The organism is Marinomonas sp. GJ51-14, assembly GCF_055808695.1.
Genome location: NZ_CM147879.1, coordinates 485193 through 508284 on the forward strand (window position 1 = coordinate 485193; position 23092 = coordinate 508284).

Genomic DNA, 23092 nt, shown 5'->3' on the forward strand with positions numbered 1-23092 from the left:
GTTTCTAAGGGAATTGTTTTTTCATCTTCAAGTAGCATACTGGTTACTAGTTTAGTATTTATCAAGTACAAGCTTTCAGAGGATGAAAAAAAACTCAGAATAAAATCAATTAATTGGCACGCTCTTTAAAATGTAATGCTTGATAATAAAGCGACTTCATTTCAATTAAACGACTGTAGGTTCGGCGGAACTCAAACAATAGAGTACCGTTTAAATAGAGTTGCTCTAAAGGCACATCGGCACCTAATAACAACATTACTTGATGGTCATAGCATTCATCAACCAAGCTGATAAAACGACGCACAGCATCGTCATTGATTCCTAAGGAGACAGCCCGCTCTCCTGTTTGACCAGAACCTATTGCGCCATCTTCTGTACCTCGCGCTTTAATGTGCTCAAACGGTTCACTACTTAGTTCTGGAATACCTGTCACCATAATGACAGAGAATCTTTGTGCTAATTCAATATAATCTAACGCAGATCGAGGGCCATCACACAGAGCGTAAAAATCAAACCATACGATATTTTTGGCAACCGCCTTAGTATTAATGGCTCGATGGCAAATCTGTAACGGTAACGAAGAAACATCACCTGTTGCGATTTGATTAAACAAAGCCTTCATTTTTTGCTCATCTGATACAAAGTAGATATCAGTCGAACCTTTATGACGCAACCTATGATCAGCTTGACCATTAAGATGAATACTTTCTAAATTCGCTTGCAACAAAGCAATCGGAGCTTCGAAACGTTGCTTTTGTAATTGATTCTGAAATAGATTTTCAACCGCAATATTCGATGTAGCCACCAGCACCACACCCTCTTCAAATAAAGCGTCAGTCAAACCGCCCAATAACATTGCGTCCCCAATATCAGACACAAAAAATTCATCAAAGCACAACACACGACATTCCGAAGCCAATCTTTTCGCGATGCCTTTTAGCGGGTTAACTTGTCCAAAGGATAGATTCAATTCTCGATGCAAGCGCTGCCATGAAATGGTGAAAATGCAGTCTTAAACCAACAGAATCAGGCAGACAGGAAAAGAAAAGATCCATTAAAAACGTCTTACCACGACCAACATCGCCCCACATATAAACGCCTTTAATATCATCAGACATTGCTGGTGTTAATGTTGCCTCATGCAATTGTTGATAAACACGCTCTAATGCCAGTAGAGCAAGCTGCTGACTTTCATCAAAAATCACCTCTTGTTGATCCAGCTTTCTTTGATAGGTTTCTAAAGGAGATGCCATAACACTCAATTTAAATATTAAAGGGGAAGAAAAAAGTACCTTACCCCTTAAATCAAAGGGGTAAAAAATTGTTTATAAAGTTGTAAACACACCACTTTTACTCAACGCTTTTTGATACGATGGCACGGCTTCTACCTGCTTCAGGAAGCGACTAATATTAGGGAAATTCGCTAGGTCCATTCGAGTGCTCGAAGCTTGTAATGGAAAGCTCATTTGAATGTCCACTGCGCTTAATTCATCACCAACAAACCAAGTGTGCTTTCCTAAGGTTTCTTCAATAAAGCTCATCTGAGGCCCGATTCTCGGCATGATAAATTTTTCTTGGACTTTATCCGTTATCATTTTGGCAATCGGCTTAACAAAGAACGGCATTGGATTGCTTGGGACTTTCATCATGACCAGCTTCATAACAAGAAGCGGCATTAAAGAACCTTCTGCAAAATGCAGCCAATAGCGAAAATCCAATAAGGCCTGACCCTCTGTTGGTCTTAAACGCTTTTCCGTATCGTATCGGTCTAATAGGTATTCGATAATCGCACCAGACTCTGCAACAGTAAGCTCGCCATCGGTAATGACAGGTGCTTTGCCCAAAGGATGAATTGCTTTTAGTGATTCCGGTCCAGATGCCGTTTCTGGATCGCGTTTATATTCTACTATTTTGTAATCTAGACCAAGCTCTTCTAATAACCACAAAATGCGCTGAGAGCGTGAATTTTCTAAATGATGAACCGTAATCATATCGTCTCCTTAATGTTCAATATTTTACGCAAGCCTAACCCCTTTCGAACTGCCTTCATAGTTACCCTTCGTATGTCGATAAGCAAATAAATATCAGCTTTCATCCAATCAATATCACAAAAAAATAAGTTCATATTTTTTACACCTTTACAGGCAAGGTTTTCCACAAACCACCATTTCCCTTGAAAATGAGTACTGATATAGTGCGCCGCTATTTGATTCTGAGTATTTATAATTAACAAAAAATAGACGCCTGCAAACATTCAAACACAAGAATCCCTTCCGTTTGAAAAGTAATTAGGCCGGCGTTCAGTCACTTTTCGTGATGGTTTTGTTACTCATTTATATGCGTTCTTATTCATTTTTAGAGAACTGATTTCATAATGAAAATGACAATTTTTACTGAGCTTTCTATGTTCAGCCATAGGCTGTTCAACGACTTGTTGTTCGGTATTTCCATTTTGCACTCCAGTCTAAGTTTTGTGCTCTGTACTACCGTGTCTCTCATACTCGACATCATGTTCGCTTTTATAAATGTCATGACTCTACAGAATCTTGCTTTACATAGCTTAAACGAAATAACCAAAACGTTACGTCTAAAAGTTGAAATGCATTCACCTTGTTATTCAACAAGTTGAATGCGCACGTTAGAGGCTCTTTTCGAAGTTGCCAGGGATATATCCCTACCAATTAACCCATGGTAAAAAACAACGAGATAATAAGATGAACTTCAAACAACTAGACAATATCAGCGAGGAGCAGCTGCCAATCGCAAAGCATAAGCGCCATGGATGGAAGCACTTTTTAGGTCTGTACGCCGGTGAACATGTTGCTGCAACTGAATTTGTTATCGGTGCGACCTTTGTTGCATTAGGCGCAAAGACAATGGACATATTGCTCGGCCTTTTGATCGGTAATATTCTCGCTATTTTAAGCTGGACGCTGATCACTGCACCGATTGCCACACAAACACGCCTAAGCCTTTATACCTATCTGGATAAAATTGCTGGCAAGTCCATGACCAAGCTCTACAACTGGGCCAACGTGGTGATATTTACAGTCATATCCGCGGCGATGATTACCGTTTCTAGTACTGCTGTTCGGTATGCATTCAATATACCTGCTCAGCTAGACTGGTACCCAACAAACGTCTTGTTTGTCTTGGTTGTTTTAGCGGTCGGTGTCGTGGTGGTGTTTGTTGCCATGTATGGTTTTAAAGCGGTATCTGAATTTTCTAGTATTTGTGGACCTTGGTTATTTGTGATGTTTGCTTCTGGCGCACTTGTAATGATGCCAGCCCTTGCTGATTCTGTTTTGAACACCACATCACTGCATAGTTTTAAGGACTTTATAACCATTGGTGATGAGTCCATTTGGACTGGTATAAACGCTCAAGGCAATCCCGGTATTGGCCTTCTTGAAGTCATTGGTTTTGCATGGGCTGCGAACACCATTACGCACTTTGGCTTAATCGATATGGCATTACTGCGTTACGCGAAGAAGCCAATTTACGGTCTTTCAACCAGCTCGGGCATGCTTTTCGGTCACTTTATTGCTTGGATTTCTGCCGGCATCATGGGTGCAGGTACAGCTGTTTTGGTTAAAAAATCCATCATTGAGTTGGACCCAGGTGATGTTGCTTTCCAAGCACTTGGCCTTTCAGGTTTTGTGATTGTCATCATTGCAGGTTGGACAACAGCAAACGCAAACTTGTATCGCGCGGGTTTGGCCGCACAAGGCATTTTTCACCGGTACTCAAGGAGACAAACAACCTTAGCTGTCGGTGTTGTGACTGTTATCGTGGCGTGTTTCCCATTCGTTTTCAGTAAGATTTTGCCGCTACTAACTTACGCAGGTTTGTTAGTTGTTCCTGTTGGTGCAATCGTTTTTGCAGAACACGTTATCTTCCCAAGAATTGGCTTCAGCCGTTACTGGGTAAGTTACCAAAAGCTAACTCACAGCACGCCAGCGGTTGCGTCTTGGGCTATTGGTCTAGTGTTTGGCTTTGGCTTGAACGCGCTTGATGTGATCTCATTTTACTACCTATTCTTACCTACTTGGGTTGTGACTATTGTTGTTTATACCTTACTTGCGAAACGCTACGGCGCCGATAAAAAATACCCAGAAGAAAAAGCGGAAATGGCAGAACACAACAAGCTGGTCGAGGCTTTCCACAAACAGCAAGCAGAAGAAGAAGGTCCAATAGTAGAAGACAACTCTCTATTGTCTACGGTGCTAAAAATCACGGCTTGGCTTAGCTTAGGTGTCACTCTAGCCCTTGCTTCCATCACCATGTTTAGCAGTTCTGACATGGCAGCGTATTTAGAAAACCGTGACACTTTCTATTTTTATGGCTTTATCAGTACCGTCGTCTACTTTGTAGCGGCTTATTGGGTATTGCGTCGAAAAAAAGCGCTACAAGCGTAATTAATCATTCGAGAATCATGATGACAACATTCATAGCATTGAATCAAAGTAACCTACCGCACTTGCCAGAGTCTTTCGTTCGTCCGACTTACGACAGAAGCAAACTCAAGGCTGGAATCGTGCACATTGGAGTAGGTGGATTTCACCGATCTCACGAGGCTTATTACACAGATGAGCTTTTAGCAAACACCCAATCAACAGAATGGGGCATTTGCGGTGTTGGCTTACGTGAAGCTGACCGTAAAATCGGTGATGTTCTTAAACAGCAAGATTATCTTTATACCTTGATCGTCAAACACCCTGACGGACAAATAGAAAATCGAGTGATTGGTTCAATCATTGATTTCATGTTGGCAAGTGATGATTCTTCTGCTGTGATTAACAAAATGGCAAACGAAGAAACCAAAATAGTCTCATTGACGATCACAGAAGGTGGCTACCACTTTAACCCTGTAACCAATGAATTCGACTTTGACCATCCTGACGTTCAGCACGATCTAGCCAATCCAACTACACCAAAAATGGTGTTCGGTTACTTGACTGCTGCATTGAAAAAACGTCGTGATGCAGGTTTGCCAGCTTTTACCGTTCAGTCTTGCGACAACATCCAGCACAACGGTGACATGACACGCAAAATGCTATTGGCATTTGCTCGTAAACAGGATTCTGACTTAGCAACGTGGATCGAAGCAGAAGTTCGCTTCCCGAATGCCATGGTAGACCGCATTACGCCAGTCACAATGCCTGCTGATATCGCAACACTAAAAGACGCCGGTGTCGATGATGCTTGGCCTGTTGTTTGCGAACCATTCCACCAATGGGTCATTGAAGACACATTCTCAAATGGTCGCCCAGAATGGGAAAGTGTTGGTGCGCAATTTGTGCCTGACGTAACGCCTTACGAAACCATGAAGATTCGCCTTCTAAACGCAGGCCACTCTGTTTTAGGTTTGTTGGGTTCCATTCACGGTCACCAAACAATTGACGGCTGTATCGCGGATCCATTGTTCGCAACTTACTTACGTCAATTCATGGACGTTGAAGCCACTCCGGTTCTAGCGCCAGTTGAAGGCATTGACTTGGAAGAGTACAAAAGCACGCTAATCACACGTTTTGGTAACCCAAATGTGAAAGATAATCTAGCGCGCATTTGTCTAGAAAGCTCAGCAAAATTGCCGACTTTCTTAATTCCAACCATCGCAGAAAACCTTAAAAAAGGCGGTAGCGTAAAATACGCCGCTTTGGTCATCGCGGCTTGGTGTTATTACTCAGACAAAGGCACTGACAAAAATGGCGTCGCGCTCGACATCGTTGACGCAATGAAAGCCGAATTGCACGAAGCTGCAGCAAACACAGCGAAAGACAAACTGTCCTTCCTGAAACTTGATGACATCTTTGGTGAATTGGCTCAAACGGATGAATTCACAAGTGAATACACTCGCCAGCTTGATGCGCTTTATGCAAACCCAAACATTGCGCAACTAATGGGAGCATTGATCGAGAAATAAACCTAACGATCAATCATCTTAGTTTAGGTTATTAAAAAGCCCAACGACTCCTTATTGAAAGCTAAATAAACGCTTTTGATAAGAGTTTGTTGGGCTTTTTTAAGACCAAAACAGACTTATAACAACTCATACAAAAAATACATTACCCGTTATCTACTTACTCAATTTAACTGCTTTCAACTAACTATCAATAAAATCAATAACCCCCTCAAGAAATTTCGTAATTGAAGCAATCGCTTAAAAAAACAATGATTCATTATGACAAAAATAACAACAATCAGGAGTTCTAATATGAGCGATTTTTTTAAGACGGTGCCGTTTGTAAAATACGAAGGCGTAAACTCCAACAACCCTTTTGCTTTCAAACATTACGATGCGAATAAAGTGCTAATGGGCAAAACCATGGCAGAACATTTAAGAATGGCGGCCTGCTATTGGCATAACTTCTGCTGGCAAGGCAGTGATGTATTTGGTGCCAACACTTTTGATCGCCCTTGGTACAAAGCGGCATCCGAAATGGAAGCGGCGAAGATGAAAGCCGACGCGGCTTTTGAATTTTTCACAAAACTGGGCATCTCTTATTACAGTTTTCACGATGTCGATGTCAGCCCAGAAGGCAGCTCACTCAAAGAATACATTAATAATTTTTCACAAATGGTTGATGTGCTTCAAGAGAAACAAGAAGCCACTGGCGTTAAGCTTCTATGGGGAACCGCCAATGCATTTTCCAATCCAAGATACATGTCTGGTGCAGCCTCTAATCCAAACCCAGAAATCTTCACCTACGCAGCCACTCAGGTATTCCATGCGATGAATGCCACCAAAAAACTAGGTGGTCAAAACTATGTTTTATGGGGCGGTCGTGAAGGCTATGAAACCTTACTAAATACCGACCTAAAACGTGAACGCGCTCAGCTTGGTCGCTTCATGCAAATGGTGGTTGAACACAAATACAAAATCGGTTTTGAAGGTACTCTGTTGATCGAACCAAAACCAGCGGAACCAACTAAGCATCAATACGATTACGATACCGCAACGGTATACGGTTTCTTAAAAGAGTTTGGTCTTGAGAAAGAAATCAAGGTTAATATCGAAGCCAATCACGCTACACTTGCGGGCCATAGCTTCCATCACGAAATCGCAACGGCTTGCTCACTAGGCCTTCTCGGTTCCGTAGATGCTAACCAAGGGGATGCACAGTTAGGTTGGGACACAGATCAGTTCCCTACGAGTGTTGAAGAATATACGCTTGTTACTTATGAAATATTGAAAAACGGCGGTTTCCAAAACGGCGGTTACATGTTTGATACCAAGCTGCGTCGTCAATCTATGGATCTTGAAGACCTTTTCCATGGCCATATCGGCGCTATGGATACTTTGGCGTTGTCATTAGAGCGCGCAGTAAAAATGATCGAATCTGAAAGCTTGTCGAAATTGGTAGATCAGCGTTATGCAAAATGGAATGAGCCTCTGGGTATGGATATTCTCGCGGGTAAACACTCTCTCCAAGATCTTGCTGCTTACGCTGAGAGTAATAACCTTGATCCAAAAGCCGTTTCTGGTCGTCAAGAAATGCTAGAAAATATAGTAAACGGTTTTATCTATAAATAAATAAATAAATAAATAAATAAATAATAGAACAAACTCTAAAACAAAAAAGCACAAGCCAGTAAAAACTGACTTGTGTTTTTTTTAATGTTGCATTTGTTCGTTGCTTTCTTTGCCAAGTCGAGATGACACTCGATACTCCCCTGGCGTCATCCCAAGATTTTTACGTGATACTGTGTACATGTATTGGACGGAAGGATAACCGCAAGTGCGGGCGATTTCGTCAAAGGGAAGATTGGTCGAAGTGATCAATTCACAAGCACGATAGAACTTAGTCATGTGCAATTGTTCATGCATGGAACAGCCTATTTCATCGATAAAACGGGTTTCTAGGTTGGTTCTAGAAATACCGATGTAATCCACAACTTGAGCAACTTTCACACCACGGCAAGCATTATGACGAATAAAGTGCATAGCTTGAATCACATAAGGATCGCGCAACGCACGATAATCCGAAGACTGTCTTTCCTCAACTCCAATCGGATCAACCACCACCAGCGAGTCTTCTACTGGGTAACCAAGCAACATGCGATGTAGGATTTTTGCAGCCTCATAACCCATTTGCTTGCTGCCTTGGGCAACAGAAGACAATGCTGTTCGGTTCAAGTATCTCGCCATGTTTTCGTTGTCGATCCCAACAATAGCAACCTGTTCCGGCACCATGATGTTTAAATGGTCACAGGCTTGTAATAGATGACGCGCACGGGAGTCTGTAACGGCAACAATGCCTATTGGTTTTGGTAAATCTTGCAACCAGTTTTCTAAATCTTGTTGAGCCGTTTCCCAAAGTTCAGCCGTGGTAAACAGACCTTGGTGAACATGGGGTTCAAAACCATCAGAACTAACTTGCTCCGTAAAAGCACGCTCACGCTCACTTGCCCAACGACTATACTCAGTACTTGGCACACCATAAAAGGCGAATCTAGGTAGCCCCTTTCGCTTTAAATGTTCATAGGCACATTTCACTAGCGCAGCGTTATCTGTCGCAACATAGGGTAAACGAGGATAGTCATTCTTGTGATGATAAGAACCGCCAACCGCGACGGTTGGAATATCGGTATTTCTTAAAAGGGTTTCCACTTCTGGGTTATCAAAATCGGCAATAATGCCATCACCTTTCCAATGACTAAGGCCATCTAATCGAGAGCGAAAATCATCTTCAAAATACACATCCCAATCACATTGAGCGGCCTGTAGGTATTCACCAATACCTTCAATCACTTGTCGGTCATAAACCTTATTAGCATTGAAGACTAGGTTTAGTCGGTAGCGTTTTTCAAACATACAAAGACGTCTCTAATTTTTATTATTGCCTTGAAGATCATAACCTTTGAACACTCAAGCGTCCTAATGAATCGTAAAAATCAGAAATAAAATAATAAAAAACGTAATATTGGAAAACACAGATAACCCAAAGAAGAATAAAGTTAATAAAACACGAACGAAGAAGAGAGAAAAAAGACCATTAAAAGCGGCACGTATAAACCTATAAGTACCGCTTTTAATGATTAAAGACCTTTTAATCTTTGGTATAAATCGTGAAAACGTTCTCGTTTTTTTGCGTAGTAAGCTGATTTTTCCGAGTTTGGTTGATAGCGTTTAATCAACTGGGGCTTCACACAAATATCATTCACTGTGTCCTGACCTTTGTTGCCAATAGCGGCTAATCGGGCAGCTCCTAAGGCGGGTCCAACTTCGCCACCTTCACGGTAATCCATAGGAACAGCAAACACATCAGCCAATAACTGTAACCAATAGGTACTTTTAGCACCGCCACCAATCACATCAATACTATTATTGATATCCTGAGCCGAGCGAACCGCATCCAAACCATCAAGCAAAGCAAAGCTCACCCCTTCTAGTACTGCCTGCACAAGATCTGCTGGCGAAGTGTCATGGGTCATCCCCCAAAATACACCCTTCGCATTAGCATCATTATGGGGAGTCCTTTCACCACTTAAATAAGGTAAAAAGATCACATTACCAGCATGATCCACTCTATTTTCTGCAGCCAATAAAGCGGTTTCCACATTACTAAATTGCGTCAATTTGGTTACCCAATCGATACAACTAGCGGCGCTCAACATCACTGACATAGTATGCCATGTATTAGGAATAGCATGACCAAAGCTATGTAAGGCAACGGAAGGATTAGCTGTAAAACCATCACTCACAGAAAAAATGACACCAGAAGTACCAAGAGACAACATGGTCTCTTCTGACTTAATAATACCCATGCCAACGGCACCCGCTGCATTATCTCCACCGCCAGCAACCACAGGTATAACTGACATAGACCAGTGTTTTGCCAAAGGATCAGAAATCACACCAGTGATTTCTGATCCTTCATAAACCTTCGGCATTTGTTGTTCATTCAATCCCGTTGCTTGCAACATAGTGTCGCTCCAAGCTCGTTGTGCCATATTCAACCAAAGCGTGCCTGAAGCATCAGAAATATCAGTCGCGAATTCACCTGTCATCCGAAAACGCAGATAATCTTTTGGTAGCAACACTTTATCGATTTGCGCAAAAACATCTGGTTCATGCTCCTTAACCCATAATAGTTTTGGAGCCGTGAAACCGGGCATAACCAAATTTCCAGTTATGGATTGCACTTCTGGGCAGCGTCTTTGCAACAATGCACATTCTTCATGGGAGCGGCCATCATTCCAAAGAATTGCAGGACGCAATACTTGACCCTGTTTGCCTAGTAAGGTTGCGCCATGCATTTGCCCTGATAAGCCGATGGCTTTAACGTTTTTTAAGTCATTCTCTGCGGATAACTGCAACATGGCCAAATCCGTCGCTTGCCACCAGTCTTCTGGATTTTGCTCCGACCAAAGGTCGAAAGGACGTGACACTGACAAAGGAGATGTACAGCTCGCCACAACTTGTCCATTGTCATCCATAAGAATAACCTTTACACCAGATGTACCAAGATCTATTCCGATATACATAAAACAACCTTTATATAATTTTTCATGAAGAAATATCGTCTTACTGCGCTCTTTTGGTCTTCACATCCAACCAAACAGCAAGTAATAAAATCATGCCTTTGACAATCAACTGCCAGAAAGTCGGCACATCCAACATACTCATACCATTATCCAAACTCGCCATGATCAATGCCCCTATAATGGCACCAAATACCGCACCGACACCGCCAGCCAAACTGGTTCCACCAATAACACACGCGGCAATTGCATCCAGTTCAGCCATATTACCGGCTGCAGGAGAGCCGGCACCAAGACGAGACGTTAGAATCAATGCGGCAACAGCGACCATCATGCCATTGAAACCGAACACCAACATTTTAGTTCGTTCAACATTTACACCCGACATACGAGTCGCTTCGATATTGCCACCAATGGCGTAAACTCGACGGCCAAATGATGTTCGTTTTGCTACGTATGTCGCCACTAAAATCAGCCCCCCCATAATCAAAATTGGCGTTGGAATACCTCGATAGCTTTCCAGAATAAATAACAAACCTAACAGAACAGAAACCGCAATCGTCGCTTTAGCGTATTCAAATTTAGCAGACTGGTTTTCTACCCCGTGCTTTTGTCTTGCTTGACGACGAGTATAAACGCGCGCCACTAGACCAAGACACAACAAAGCCACAACACTAATCCCCCAACCAGAAGGAATATAACTTTGCCCTACAATGGCAAGTGAACTCGAGGTTGGTGCAACAGTCGCACCATCAGTCAAACCAACCAAGATGCCACGAAACGCCAACATACCAGCCAAGGTCACGATAAACGACGGTACTTTTTGATACGCTACCCACCAACCGTTAAACAAACCAAGCACTAAACCTGCAACAACGGTGACCAAGACAGTTAACAAAATGGGAAAGTGGAACCAAACATCCAAAATCGCCGCGATGCCACCTAATAACCCCATCATGGAACCAACAGACAAATCAATTTCAGCACTGATAATGACGAACACCATACCTATCGCCAACACACCGACAATGGCTGTTTGACGAATCAGGTTAGAAATATTTCGTGGTGACACAAAGGCCCCATCCGTCGCAACAGAAAAGAAAACGACGATTAACAACATAGCGGCCAACATGGCAAACAGTTGTAGTTGACTAGTTTTTATTGTTTTAAACATTCGCTGTATCCTCTTTGATCGCGCAATTCATAATCATTTCTTGGGTCAAACCTTGATGATCAAACTGACCTTTTAGATGTCCTTCGTGCATTACCAAAACTCGGTCACTGATACCAATGACTTCGGACAATTCAGACGACACCATGATGATTGACATACCTTGTTTCACGAGCGCAAACATTAGCTTATAAATTTCGTATTTAGCACCCACATCGATACCTCGAGTTGGTTCGTCTAATATCAAAATTTTGGGATGAGTTAATAAACATTTGGCGATGATGGCTTTCTGTTGATTGCCACCACTCAGATTTTTAATAGACAGCTCAGAAGACGCTGTTTTGACTTTCAGTTGTGCAATATAGTGATCGATATCCTGACTTTCTTTATCTTCATTGATTGCACCGAACCACGAAGAATATTGATTCAAAACAGACAAGGTAATATTTCGCCCGACGCTCATAATCGGCACAATACCATGACGTTTTCGGTCTTCTGGCACCATGGCAATACCAGCCTCTAATGCTGTGCGTTGAGAGCGAATCGTTAAAGACTCTCCCTGTAATTCGATCTCTGCCTCATAGTTGCCATCATAAGAACCATAAAGGCATTGCATTAGCTCTGTTCGCCCAGAGCCAATTAACCCAGCGATACCAAGAATCTCCCCCTGACGGAGCTCGAAACTGACATCTTCCACTTGAGCTCGTGTCGCACCAGCTTGTGTCGCAGTAGCATGACTTACTTTCAGCACGACATCTCCGATATCATGCTCTTCTCGTGGAAATAGCTCGTCTAACTCTCGCCCTACCATCATGCTAATGATGTCATTTTGCGTTAGGTTTTCAGCCGACCGAGTATCAATATGATCCCCGTCACGAATAACGGTTACCCAATTTGATAAAGCCAACACTTCTTCCAATTTGTGAGAAATATAAATACAGGCGATACCTTGCTGCTTCAGCTCGCTGACAATATTCAATAAAATTTCAATTTCTGTGGTGGTTAGAGAAGACGTTGGTTCATCCAATATCAATAGCTTAACGTTTTTGTTTAAGGCTTTAGCAATCTCAACCAATTGCTGCTGACCTACACCAAGATCTCTAATGGGCGTATCTGGCAACACATCCAGTTTCACTCGCGCTAATAACTCTGAAGTACGACGATGCATTTCCTCGTCATTGAGCCTTGCAAAAGAGCCAATTTCATTACCAAGAAAAATATTTTCTAAGACAGTCATCTCTTTTACGAGTGCCAATTCCTGATGAATAATGACTATCCCAAGCGCTTCGGTATCTCTAATGCTTGATGCCTTGACTAAGTTTCCCTCAAAGTAAATTTCGCCTTCATATGAACCAAAAGGCCAAACGCCACTGAGCACCTTCATCAAGGTCGACTTACCAGAGCCATTTTCGCCACAAATAGATAAGGCCTCACCCGGATCAAGCTGAATACTAACGCCATTTAATGCACGAACACCGGAGAAGCTTTTTACAATCCCACGCATGTCCAATAATGGTTGCTTCATATTTACACCTCTATGAAAAACAAATGGCGCTCTAGCGAGCGCCATTCATAGGAATGAACTAAGGATTGTAAACAGCGTTACGTGTGTGATACCCGTCAGCAATAACGGTTGAATCTAAGTTATCTTTATTAACCGAAATAGGCGTAAGAAGAACAGCACCAACGTCTTTTTCACCGTTATTAACATGACCGTCAATCTTGATCTTTTCACCACGAGCTAATTTAACAGCCATTTCAGCGCTGGTTTTTGCCAGTGTCGAAATAGGTTTATACACTGTCATGGTTTGCGTACCAGCGACAATACGGCGCATCGCTGCAAGATCCGCATCTTGACCAGAAATAACTACCTTGCCGCTCAGTCCTTGTGCAGCCAGTGCTTGAATCGCACCACCCGCCGTTGAATCATTTGAAGCAACCACAGCATCGATCTTATTAGCATTCGCAGTTAGACCATTTTCCATGATATTCAATGCCGCTTCAGCAGACCAGCCCATTGCCCATTGATCACCTACGATATTAATATGTCTCGCATCAATAGCTGGTTGAAGCACATTCATCTGGCCTTGACGGAACATTTTTGCATTGTTATCAGTCGGCGAACCACCCATTAAAAAGTAGTTGCCTTTAGGCTTACGTTTAAGCAAGGCTTCAGCTTGCATCTCACCCACACGAATATTGTCAAAAGAAACATATAGATCGATATCTGCAAATTTGATCAATCGGTCATAAGCCAATACTTTGATACCTTCCGCTTTCGCTTCGGCCAAAACATTACCTAGTACTTCGCCGTTTTCAGGCACAATCACCAAAACGTCAACACCGCGAGAAATCATGTTTTCGATTTGGGATATTTGAGTGACTACATTACCATTTGCTGATTGCGTATAGACTTTTGCACCCATGGCTTCCGCTGCCTCAGTAAAAAGGTCGCGGTCTTTTTGCCAGCGCTCTAAGCGCAAATCTGACATCAACAAACCAATTTTTTCACCGTCCGCCAAAGCAGGAAGAGATGTCGTTGCGCAAAGTGTTGCAAGTAAAGTCATAGAAAGGATTTTTTTCATTTTTCATTCCTTGTTATTTTTATTAAGTGAACGATCTCCAAGTGGAGTAAGAAGAATTTAAATCGATGAGCGAAGAAGCGGTATTATCTTTTTTTGTTTATGTGTGGCGTTTTTTATAAAGCCAACAATACAACCTAGATAAGTGGCAGCTAATCATATTAATGATCATTAAAAACTTAATAACCATAATTCATCAAAAAACGAAAAAAGATAATTAATGCCACCATAGAAAGTTATTAATAAGCCCTCCTTCAGAATCTAAGCTCATGAAAAACTAACCATTTACAAGATTTTATAACGAAACCAAAAATCATAAAAAAGTCTTCAAAAATGTAAAGGAAATCATTTTATTACATTTAAAATGCCACGTTTCATGGGGTAAATACATTTACTTGGTTATTAAAATCACTATACTCGAACAAGATTCATGCAAAAGACTTTTAGAGAAGTCTTTTTTTACGAAATTAAATGTAATCGATTACAAAAAATATTAAACCACTCAAATAAAAATAAATATGGGGGTAATATTATGCAGGCATTAAAAGGTCCAGCTTTGTTCCTTGCACAATTTGCAGGTGATGAAGCACCATTCAACAATTTTGAAAACATCATAGAATGGGCTGCTAGCATAGGCTTTAAAGGTGTACAGATTCCAACATGGGATCAACGCTTATTTGATCTAGATCGCGCAGCAAATGATCTAGATTATTGTCAATATATTCAGGACACACTTGCTAAACACGGTATGGTCGTCACTGAACTATCTACTCACCTACAAGGTCAGCTGGTTGCCGTTCATTCAGCTTATGACGATATGTTTGATGGTTTTGCTCCTGACCACGTTAAAGGCAATCCAGATGCACGCCAAAAGTGGGCCGTTGATCAATTACTAAAATCAGCTCAAGCGTCTAAAAATTTAGGTCTCACCAATCACGTTACCTTTTCTGGCGCATTACTTTGGCCTTATTTATACCCTTGGCCACAACGCCCTGCTGGTTTAGTTGAAGCAGGCTTTAAAGAGCTGGCAAAACGCTGGCTACCGATTCTAGATGAGTTTGATCGCTGCGGTGTAAACGTCTGCTACGAAATCCATCCAGGTGAAGATTTACACGACGGTGCCACCTTCGATTTATTTCTTGAAGCCACTAACCATCATCCACGGGCCAATATTCTGTTTGACCCTTCTCACTTTGTATTGCAACAACTCGATTATTTACAGTTTATCGACATCTATCATGAGCGTATCAAGATGTTCCATGTGAAAGATGCGGAATTTAACCCTACTGGTAAACAAGGCGTTTACGGTGGCTATCAAAACTGGATTGATCGGGCTGGACGCTTTCGCTCTTTAGGCGACGGTCAAGTGGATTTCAAAGCAATCTTTTCCAAACTCACCCAATACGACTTCGGAGGTTGGGCTGTTATCGAGTGGGAATGCTGTATGAAGCATCCTGAAGCGGGCGCGGAAGAAGGCGTAAAGTTCGTTAATGATCATTTAATTCGAGTGACCGAACGTGCCTTTGATGACTTTGCCAGCAGTGGTGTTGATGATGCCATGAACCGTCGTATTTTAGGGTTAAGTTAAGGAGAAGATCATGACTCACAAACGTATTCGTATCGGTATGGTTGGCGGTGGTGATGGCGCCTTTATTGGCGCGGTACATCGCATCGCGACTCGTATTGATGATGGCTATGAATTAGTTGCCGGTGCTTTATCTTCTGACCCAGAACGAGCGCTCGCTTCAGCGCTGCGCTTGGGAATTGACGCTGAACGTAGCTATGCCTCTTTTACCACTATGGCGAAACAAGAAAAACAACGACCAGATGGCATTCAAGCCGTCTTAATCGTCACCCCAAACCACATGCATTACCCTGTTGCTAAAGCATTTTTAGAGCAAGGAATCCATGTAATTTGCGATAAACCAGTGACCAAAGACCTCGATGAAGCTTTGGCATTAAAAGATCTCGTTACTCAATCTGGTGCTTTCTTCGCACTCACCCACAACTACACGGGGTATCCACTGATTCGTCATGCCAAGCATCTTGTCGACACAGGTGTATTAGGCAAGTTACGTGTTATTCAAGCGGAATACGCCCAAGATTGGTTAACCGACAAAGCCGAGAGTACCGATAACAAACAAGCCCAATGGCGTACTGATCCTGAGAAATCCGGAATGGCTGGATGCCTAGGAGATATAGGCACCCACGCCTTTAATTTGGCGTGCTTTATTTCAGGTCAAAAAGTACAAAGTGTCTGCGCTGATCTAACCGCTTTTGTAAGCGGCCGTCGTTTGGATGACAACGTTCATACCATGTTGCGTTTTGATGGTGGAGCTAAAGGTATGTTGTGGTCTAGCCAAGTGGCACCCGGTAATGAAAACGGGTTGAAAATCCGTATTTATGGTGAAAAAGCAGGTATTGAATGGTCACAGGAATCCCCTAACGAATTATGGCTATCCGTATTTGGTGAACCGACTCAAAAAATCACTCGTGCTGGTCACGGTGCTGGAGAGGAAGCCAATCGCTTATCTAGAGTTCCCGCTGGCCATCCAGAAGGCTATTTAGAAGGCTTCGCTAACTTATACCTAGATATTGGCATTGCCATAAGAGCGATAGAGGACGGAGCCCCTGTTACTTCAGTACAAGGTTTAATTCCTAGTATTGATGATGGCATAGAGGGCATGAAGTTCATTACGGCGGTACTTGAATCATCGGCTCAAAACAGTATGTGGTGTCAACTAAACGGCGGTGTGAATTAAATGGCGGTGCTAACTAGATGATTGTCACTCCAATGATCAATGAGAAAGAGGTCATGACTATGAATGAACCTGTTATGCAAATTCGCAGCATCGTCAAAGAATTCTCTGGGGTGCGTGTATTGCACAAGATCACCCTCGATATTTTCGCTGGTGAAGTACTTGGCGTGCTGGGTGAAAATGGTGCAGGGAAGTCCACTTTATTAAAAATTATCAGCGGAATTTATACAAAAACCACAGGCAGCATTAAGGTTGATGGTACAGAAGTTTCTATCCAATCAGCTTCTGATGCAAAGCGTTTAGGCATTGCAATGATTCCACAGGAATTTAACCTAATCAGTAGCCTTAATGTGTTTGAAAATATTTTTCTAGGCAATGAAATCAAAAACGGATTTTTACTCAACAAATCCGCTATGCGCAACCGAGCCTATGAATTATTAAAGGATTTAGAAACCAATTTGAGCCCGGACGCCCTGATCGAAAACCTCAGTGTGGCAGAAAAGCAGATGGTAGAAATCGCTAAAGCGCTGGTAAATGACTCGCGTATTTTAATCATGGATGAGCCAACAACTGTCTTAACAGATCATGAAGTAGATATTTTTTTCGCCCTCGTTGAAAAACTCAAAAAACGTGGCGTCACCATCATTTTCATCTCTCATAAACTCAAAGAAGTGAAACATCTTTGCGATCGATTGGCGATCTTGCGCGATGGTCATCTGGTCAGTGTGGATGATGTGGCGCAAATAAACGAAGAAGACATGGCCCGCAAAATGGTGGGGCGTGAGCTAAACCAAATCTATCCACAACGAACAGAACATTCTGACGAAGTCGTGCTTAAAGTCAGTAATTTATCCATCAAAGGTGTTCTACATGATATTAACTTTGACCTTAAAAAAGGCGAAGTATTAGGTTTTGCTGGCTTGATCGGAGCGGGACGTACTGAAACTGCTGAAGCGGTAATGGGGTTACGTAAAAAGGACAGTGGTGTCGTTGAAATCAATGGCAAGGTAGTCACCATCAACTCCATCGCTGATGCGGTCGCTTGCAACTTGGCTTATTTGTCTGAAGATCGCCAAGGCAAAGGGTTAATCATGAACTTTGATATTCCTAAAAATATCACGCTAATTTCCTTAGCGTCATATGTAAAAGGTCTTATCCAACACAAAAAAGAAAACAGTGTGGCTCGTGATTACGTTAAACGCTTTGACATTAAAGCGGCGTCCTTACACTCCAATCTGGCTAACTTAAGTGGTGGCAATCAACAAAAGGTCTATCTCTCTAAATGGATGGACACTCAACCAGATATTCTCATTCTTGATGAACCGACTCGGGGGATCGATGTGAATACTAAAAAAGAAATCTACCATTTCATTCACTCTTTAACTGAGCAAGGTGTATCTGTCATTGTGATTTCCTCAGAGCTCGAAGAGGTAATGGGCTTATCCCATCGTGTCATGGTGATGAGGTCAGGGGAAATCATGGGAGAGCTATCTGGAGATGCCATCAATGAAAAAGAAATCATGTATTACGCAGCGGGCCTAAAAGCTATGGCTCAGGCTTAATGCCAGCAGCACCGCTCATAAAACTGAATTGACGCTATAAACGACACCTATGTTTTTATCCGAAACTCAGGTGCCCATAACAATAAGAACACGAGGTTCCATTATGTCGCCTATAATAACGCGCCTAAAAAGACTTGATATTGCGACTTACGCGCCCTTTATTGCTTTATTAATACTGATCGTATTTTCTTCCATTGCCAGTGAGCATTTCTTAATGCCTCGCAACATTACCAACGTACTAAGACAGGTTTCCTATACGGGCATCATTGCGTTAGGAATGACCTTTGTCATTATTGCTGGCGGCATTGATTTATCCGTAGGATCTATGGTCGGCTTAGTCGGCGTATTGTCGATTATGATTATTAATGGTGTTGGGGACGGTTGGTGGGCTGTTGCCATGGCTGTATCTTCTGCTATTGCACTCGGTGGTGTATTTGGTGCCATAAATGGATTGGTCATCACCCGTGGCCGAGTCGCCTCCTTTATTGCCACTTTAGCCACTATGTCCATTTTTCGATCCATGACGCTATACATCAGTGATGCTGGTGAAGTGGTTTCTGAAAACAGTCATTTCTCGGATATTGGTGGAGGTTACCTTTGGGCAATCCCCTATCCTGTCTGGATCTTCATATTGCTCGCCATTGCTTATCATATTGTGCTTAAACATAGCGCCTTTGGACGCCATGTTTGTGCCGTAGGTTCTAACTCAAAAGTCGCTTCCTATTCCGCTATTAAAGTGCGTTGGGTCTACTTTCTTACTTTCCTGATTGCTGGTTTATCTGTGGGGATTGCAGCCGTACTTTTAGCCTCACGCTTGAATTCAGTCAGCCCTGGTGATGCGGGACTATTCTACGAATTAGATGCTATTGCTGCAGTAGTAATAGGTGGTACAGCCTTGTCTGGCGGCAAAGGAACCATATGGGGAACAGTCATTGGTGCAATTATCCTTGGCATCATTAATAACATGCTGAATTTGATGGGTATCTCACCTTATTTGCAAGGCATGGTGAAGGGTATGGTCATTTTAACAGCGGTACTTGTTCAATTTAAAGGTGATCGCTAACAGCTTCGTTTTTCTTCCTATGATCCTTTGATGAAGTGCGTAAGAAGTAAAACAAGAATCTGAGAAACACATTTGTTTTTCTCATTATTAAATCAATGTAAAACGGAGAGTATCCATGAAATATAAAAATAAAATCATGAGAGTAATCGCGGTATTTACGATGCTTTTTGCCTTTACTGGCACAAGCTATGCGGCCAAATATAAAGTCGGTATCAGTGTGCCATCCGCCGACCATGGCTGGACAGCAGGCTTGCTTTGGTGGGCAAATAAAGCAGTGAAAGATTTGGAAGCAAAAGAAAAAGACATCGAATTTTTTGTCGTTGCCTCCAGCTCAGGTTCCAAACAAGTTGGCGATGTGGAAGATTTGATGATCAAAGGTATTAATGCCTTAGTTATTCTCCCTCATAACCCAGCAACTTTACAAAAAGTGATTGAAGAAGCTTACGACGAAGGAATTTATACAGTAGTTGTTGACCGTGAATTAGCAACACCTGCTCAAGATGTATTCATTGCTGGCGATAACTCCGGTCTTGGCCGTGTTGGCGCCCAATGGTTAGCTAAAGAAATGTCCGGTAAAGGTAATGTCGTTGTTATTGAAGGCATGCAAATTCCTATCAACACTCAACGTGTAGATGCTTTTAACGAAGTGATGTCTGCCTATCCAAAGATTAAAATCTTGGACTCTCAACCTGGTGATTGGTCTACTCAAAAAGCATTGGCAGTAATGGAAAATTTCTTACAAAAACACCCTAAAATTGATGCCGTTTGGTGTCAAGATGACGACATGCTAAAAGGTGTTTTAAAAGCCATTGAAGAGTCTGGTCGTACCGACATCAAAACCGTATTAGGCGGCGCTGGCTCTAAAGACATTATCGAAATGATTATGCATGAAAACAAAATGGTGCGTGCGACGGTAACCTATAGTCCATCAATGATTGCCTCAGGTATTGCATTGGCTGTACATGGTGTAAAACATGAAAAACCAGGTTACTTATTTAACTCTCCATCTCGCGTCATTTTAGGTGCTGATCTTGTAACAAAAGATAATGCAACTGAATACTACTTTAACGATGCCGCTTACTAAGTTGGTATAAATAAAATCATTAGGGTTCATACCCTAATGATTTTACTTTAATTTCACAAATATCCTGAGCATTAGCCACTGTGCTAAACAAGGCTTTTTGTTAATATATCGCTTATTTACAACCCCCTTTAAAAAGGTAATGCATTTGGGCGTCATTACACACACTTTCTTACTGCTATTGGACGCTTATGGCTACTGTTAAAGATGTCGCAAAGCTAGCTGGTGTATCTACGGCAACGGTTTCACGAGCTTTAGCCAATCCAGACATGGTTTCACCTGTCACTCGCTTAAAGGTAGAAAAAGCCGCTGCGAATGTTGGTTATTCCCCCAATGGCCTTGCCCGTAGTCTGCGTAAAAGTGAATCTAAAACCATTGTTGTCGTATTACCAAATATGGAGAGCACCTTCTTCTCTGATGTCATTCATGGTATCGAAGCTCTCGCACACAAAAATGGTTATAAATTGCTCATTGGCGATGCTGGTAACGAATCTTCTCGCTTACGTAGTTACTTCGAACTATTCGAAAGCAAACAAGTAGACGGCGTATTATCACTATCATCCGATGTCCCTGAATCCTTGATTCTAAATAGCGCTGGTGAAGTAAAATTACCCATTGTTATTGCCGGCGAGTATTTTTCTGACACCCCGGTTCCAACTGTACATATCGACAACCACTACAGTGCAAAAAAAGGTGTCGAATACCTTATTATGATGGGTCATTACAAAATCGCCTGCATTACTGGAAAAAGAGACAACCTCATTTATAACGCTCGTGTAAATGGTCATAACGAAATTATGAGAAAATGGAAACTACCTATTATTGATGACTATATATTAGAAGGAGACCTCTCTTTTATTGCTGGCTACAACTTAGGAAAACAATTGTTATCTTTAAAAAATAGACCCTCAGCTATTGTTTGCCACAGTGATGAAGCCGCTATTGGTGTACTAAAAATAGCGAGAGAAATGAACATTAATGTCCCCAAAGAATTATCAGTAATAGGATTCGATAATCTTGCATTAAGTGAATACTGCGAGCCAGAATTAACCACCATTAATCAGCCAAGAGAGCTAATCGGTGAAACATCCATGAAACTGTTACTTGATATATTATCAGGGAAAAAACCAAATCCAGAAATGACCTTACCTACTCAGTTAATAGTACGTAAAAGCTCTTGCCCACCACCTATTGAACAGAGACTACAAGTCGACCTGTAATAACAAATGTACGTTAACTTCTTTATGAAAGGATATTCGCTTTGAACCTAACACCCGACCTAACCAAGGTGCAGCAAATCACACTCAGCAACCCACGGCTGACGGTAAATATCCTAACCTTAGGTGCCAGTATTCAATCGATTTATCTAAATGGTTATGAACATTCATTAGTACTTGGATCTTCTAAAATTGATGATTACCTTAACGCCACCAAATACTTCGGGGCGGTAGTCGGACGAGTGGCAAATCGCATTGCCCATGGTCACGCTCTGATTGACGAAAAAAGCTACAATTTACCGCCAACGCTGCCAGAGAAACACCATTTACACGGCGGTCCAGATGGAACCAATACAAAAGTCTGGTCCATCGTTCAACAATCACACAATATGGTGCAATTACAAACCAAGCTGAAAGATGGGGAGATGGGTTATCCAGGAAATATGGTAGTCAATGTATTCTATCGGTTAATCGAAAGCACTCTAGAAATGGAGATTCGGGCCATAACCGACCAGCTGACGATTTGTAATTTTGCAGGACACAGCTACATTAATCTTGATGGTACTGGCTCTATTCTTGATCATCAACTTAGCATCAAAGCTGATCATTATTTACCAACAGACAAAGAAGTGATTCCAACAGGAGAAGTTACTCCTACAGCAAACAGTGCCTTCGACTTTAAACAGCTACGCACAATAGGCCGTGATGATTACCCAGAATTAGACACCAATTTTTGCCTATCTTCAGCCAGCCGCTCAATACAAGCGGTTGCGACACTAAAAGCACCGTTGACTGGTATCAGCTTAAATTACCAAACTACAGCACCTGGGTTACAGGTATACGATGGTCGCCATATTCATTTATCGGCAGAATCCAATATCAACTCAGGTGAACTAAACCCTTATTCTGGTCTTGCCTTAGAAGCACAACATTGGCCAGACGCTATCAACCAGCCACATTTTCCATCGATTTTACTTGCACCGGAAAATACCTATCAACAAATAACACGATATGTTTTTAGTTAATGAAATGAAGCTGACTCGTACTGATATTTGTTATTTTGTACTAAAAAATACAAAAATATAAAGGTGATATGACTTAATATTTTTATTGAAAGATGACGTGTCAGAAAAACCTTAAAGAACAATAGTATTTAAAAATATGAGATG

Annotated in this window: 18 protein-coding genes; 10 read left to right on the plus strand and 8 right to left on the minus strand. The window is 41.9% G+C overall.

The window, feature by feature from the left end; genetic code table 11:
• Nucleotides 1-109 precede the first annotated feature (109 nt).
• The 3 genes from zapE (AC0L3Y_RS02395) to AC0L3Y_RS02405 all read right to left on the minus strand — a co-directional run bounded on the left by zapE (AC0L3Y_RS02395) (nt 110) and on the right by AC0L3Y_RS02405 (nt 1991).
• The gene (gene zapE, locus AC0L3Y_RS02395) at nt 110-982 is read right to left on the minus strand and encodes a cell division protein ZapE (RefSeq protein WP_473468287.1); all 873 of its coding nucleotides are present in this window, start codon (nt 980-982) and stop codon (nt 110-112) included.
• Nucleotides 945-1253, minus strand: a complete 309-nt coding sequence (gene zapE, locus AC0L3Y_RS02400) for an AFG1/ZapE family ATPase (RefSeq protein WP_473468289.1) — start codon at nt 1251-1253, stop codon at nt 945-947. The genes zapE (AC0L3Y_RS02395) and zapE (AC0L3Y_RS02400) overlap by 38 nt, the downstream gene beginning before the upstream one ends.
• A gap of 72 nt (nt 1254-1325) precedes the next feature.
• Nucleotides 1326-1991, minus strand: coding sequence for a glutathione S-transferase family protein (locus AC0L3Y_RS02405; protein ID WP_473468291.1), 666 nt, complete (start codon nt 1989-1991; stop codon nt 1326-1328).
• Between the two features lie 723 nt (nt 1992-2714).
• On the opposite strand from AC0L3Y_RS02405, the gene AC0L3Y_RS02410 reads away from it, so the two are divergent.
• The 3 genes from AC0L3Y_RS02410 (at nt 2715) to xylA (ending at nt 7537) form a co-directional block, all read left to right on the plus strand.
• Nucleotides 2715-4418 carry a purine-cytosine permease family protein gene (locus AC0L3Y_RS02410; RefSeq protein WP_473468294.1) on the plus strand — a complete coding sequence of 568 codons (1704 nt, stop codon included), beginning with the start codon at nt 2715-2717 and terminating at the stop codon, nt 4416-4418.
• Nucleotides 4419-4435: 17 nt separating this feature from the next.
• Nucleotides 4436-5926 (plus strand): mannitol dehydrogenase family protein, encoded by a 1491-nt coding sequence (locus tag AC0L3Y_RS02415; protein WP_473468298.1) that lies wholly within the window; start codon nt 4436-4438, stop codon nt 5924-5926.
• Nucleotides 5927-6217: 291 nt separating this feature from the next.
• On the plus strand, nt 6218-7537 hold the full coding sequence (xylA, locus tag AC0L3Y_RS02420) for a xylose isomerase (protein WP_473468299.1): 1320 nt from the start codon (nt 6218-6220) through the stop codon (nt 7535-7537).
• Between the two features lie 81 nt (nt 7538-7618).
• On the opposite strand, the gene AC0L3Y_RS02425 is transcribed toward xylA, so the two are convergent.
• From AC0L3Y_RS02425 to xylF, 5 genes are all read right to left on the minus strand, one after another.
• Entirely contained in the window at nt 7619-8818 is a 1200-nt protein-coding gene (locus tag AC0L3Y_RS02425) for a XylR family transcriptional regulator (protein ID WP_473468304.1), read from the minus strand.
• A gap of 224 nt (nt 8819-9042) precedes the next feature.
• A complete protein-coding gene (xylB, locus tag AC0L3Y_RS02430; RefSeq protein ID WP_473468307.1) occupies nt 9043-10491 on the minus strand; it encodes a xylulokinase in 1449 nt (482 codons plus the stop codon).
• A gap of 40 nt (nt 10492-10531) precedes the next feature.
• Nucleotides 10532-11662 carry a sugar ABC transporter permease gene (locus AC0L3Y_RS02435; protein WP_473468310.1) on the minus strand — a complete coding sequence of 377 codons (1131 nt, stop codon included), beginning with the start codon at nt 11660-11662 and terminating at the stop codon, nt 10532-10534.
• Complete coding sequence (locus AC0L3Y_RS02440) at nt 11655-13184, minus strand: xylose ABC transporter ATP-binding protein (protein WP_473468313.1); 1530 nt, start codon at nt 13182-13184, stop codon at nt 11655-11657. The genes AC0L3Y_RS02435 and AC0L3Y_RS02440 overlap by 8 nt, the downstream gene beginning before the upstream one ends.
• 58 nt (nt 13185-13242) lie before the next feature.
• Nucleotides 13243-14244 (minus strand): D-xylose ABC transporter substrate-binding protein, encoded by a 1002-nt coding sequence (gene xylF, locus AC0L3Y_RS02445; RefSeq protein ID WP_473468315.1) that lies wholly within the window; start codon nt 14242-14244, stop codon nt 13243-13245.
• A gap of 529 nt (nt 14245-14773) precedes the next feature.
• Here xylF and AC0L3Y_RS02450 point away from each other — a divergent pair.
• The 7 genes from AC0L3Y_RS02450 (at nt 14774) to AC0L3Y_RS02480 (ending at nt 22948) form a co-directional block, all read left to right on the plus strand.
• A complete protein-coding gene (locus tag AC0L3Y_RS02450) occupies nt 14774-15829 on the plus strand; it encodes a sugar phosphate isomerase/epimerase family protein (RefSeq protein ID WP_473468318.1) in 1056 nt (351 codons plus the stop codon).
• 10 nt (nt 15830-15839) lie between these two features.
• Nucleotides 15840-17003: a Gfo/Idh/MocA family protein gene (locus AC0L3Y_RS02455; RefSeq protein ID WP_473468320.1), complete on the plus strand. Its 1164-nt coding sequence runs from the start codon at nt 15840-15842 to the stop codon at nt 17001-17003.
• Between the two features lie 59 nt (nt 17004-17062).
• Nucleotides 17063-18562, plus strand: coding sequence for a sugar ABC transporter ATP-binding protein (locus AC0L3Y_RS02460; protein ID WP_473468322.1), 1500 nt, complete (start codon nt 17063-17065; stop codon nt 18560-18562).
• A gap of 103 nt (nt 18563-18665) precedes the next feature.
• Entirely contained in the window at nt 18666-19625 is a 960-nt protein-coding gene (locus AC0L3Y_RS02465) for an ABC transporter permease (protein WP_473468326.1), read from the plus strand.
• A 115-nt stretch (nt 19626-19740) separates the two neighbouring features.
• Entirely contained in the window at nt 19741-20709 is a 969-nt protein-coding gene (locus AC0L3Y_RS02470) for an ABC transporter substrate-binding protein (protein ID WP_473468329.1), read from the plus strand.
• A 188-nt stretch (nt 20710-20897) separates the two neighbouring features.
• A complete protein-coding gene (locus AC0L3Y_RS02475; RefSeq protein ID WP_473468331.1) occupies nt 20898-21926 on the plus strand; it encodes a LacI family DNA-binding transcriptional regulator in 1029 nt (342 codons plus the stop codon).
• Between the two features lie 41 nt (nt 21927-21967).
• Nucleotides 21968-22948 carry an aldose epimerase family protein gene (locus tag AC0L3Y_RS02480; RefSeq protein WP_473468333.1) on the plus strand — a complete coding sequence of 327 codons (981 nt, stop codon included), beginning with the start codon at nt 21968-21970 and terminating at the stop codon, nt 22946-22948.
• Nucleotides 22949-23092 lie beyond the last annotated feature (144 nt).

Bases quoted from the DNA above. Each gene is read 5' to 3' on its own strand.
- zapE (WP_473468289.1), bottom strand. From the start codon at position 1,253: ATGGCATCTCCTTTAGAAACCTATCAAAGAAAGCTGGATCAACAAGAG.
- AC0L3Y_RS02405 (WP_473468291.1), bottom strand. From the start codon at position 1,991: ATGATTACGGTTCATCATTTAGAAAATTCACGCTCTCAGCGCATTTTG.
- AC0L3Y_RS02410 (WP_473468294.1), top strand. From the start codon at position 2,715: ATGAACTTCAAACAACTAGACAATATCAGCGAGGAGCAGCTGCCAATC.
- AC0L3Y_RS02415 (WP_473468298.1), top strand. From the start codon at position 4,436: ATGATGACAACATTCATAGCATTGAATCAAAGTAACCTACCGCACTTG.
- xylA (WP_473468299.1), top strand. From the start codon at position 6,218: ATGAGCGATTTTTTTAAGACGGTGCCGTTTGTAAAATACGAAGGCGTA.
- AC0L3Y_RS02425 (WP_473468304.1), bottom strand. From the start codon at position 8,818: ATGTTTGAAAAACGCTACCGACTAAACCTAGTCTTCAATGCTAATAAG.
- xylB (WP_473468307.1), bottom strand. From the start codon at position 10,491: ATGTATATCGGAATAGATCTTGGTACATCTGGTGTAAAGGTTATTCTT.
- AC0L3Y_RS02435 (WP_473468310.1), bottom strand. From the start codon at position 11,662: ATGTTTAAAACAATAAAAACTAGTCAACTACAACTGTTTGCCATGTTG.
- AC0L3Y_RS02440 (WP_473468313.1), bottom strand. From the start codon at position 13,184: ATGAAGCAACCATTATTGGACATGCGTGGGATTGTAAAAAGCTTCTCC.
- xylF (WP_473468315.1), bottom strand. From the start codon at position 14,244: ATGAAAAAAATCCTTTCTATGACTTTACTTGCAACACTTTGCGCAACG.
- AC0L3Y_RS02450 (WP_473468318.1), top strand. From the start codon at position 14,774: ATGCAGGCATTAAAAGGTCCAGCTTTGTTCCTTGCACAATTTGCAGGT.
- AC0L3Y_RS02455 (WP_473468320.1), top strand. From the start codon at position 15,840: ATGACTCACAAACGTATTCGTATCGGTATGGTTGGCGGTGGTGATGGC.
- AC0L3Y_RS02460 (WP_473468322.1), top strand. From the start codon at position 17,063: ATGAATGAACCTGTTATGCAAATTCGCAGCATCGTCAAAGAATTCTCT.
- AC0L3Y_RS02465 (WP_473468326.1), top strand. From the start codon at position 18,666: ATGTCGCCTATAATAACGCGCCTAAAAAGACTTGATATTGCGACTTAC.
- AC0L3Y_RS02470 (WP_473468329.1), top strand. From the start codon at position 19,741: ATGAAATATAAAAATAAAATCATGAGAGTAATCGCGGTATTTACGATG.
- AC0L3Y_RS02475 (WP_473468331.1), top strand. From the start codon at position 20,898: ATGGCTACTGTTAAAGATGTCGCAAAGCTAGCTGGTGTATCTACGGCA.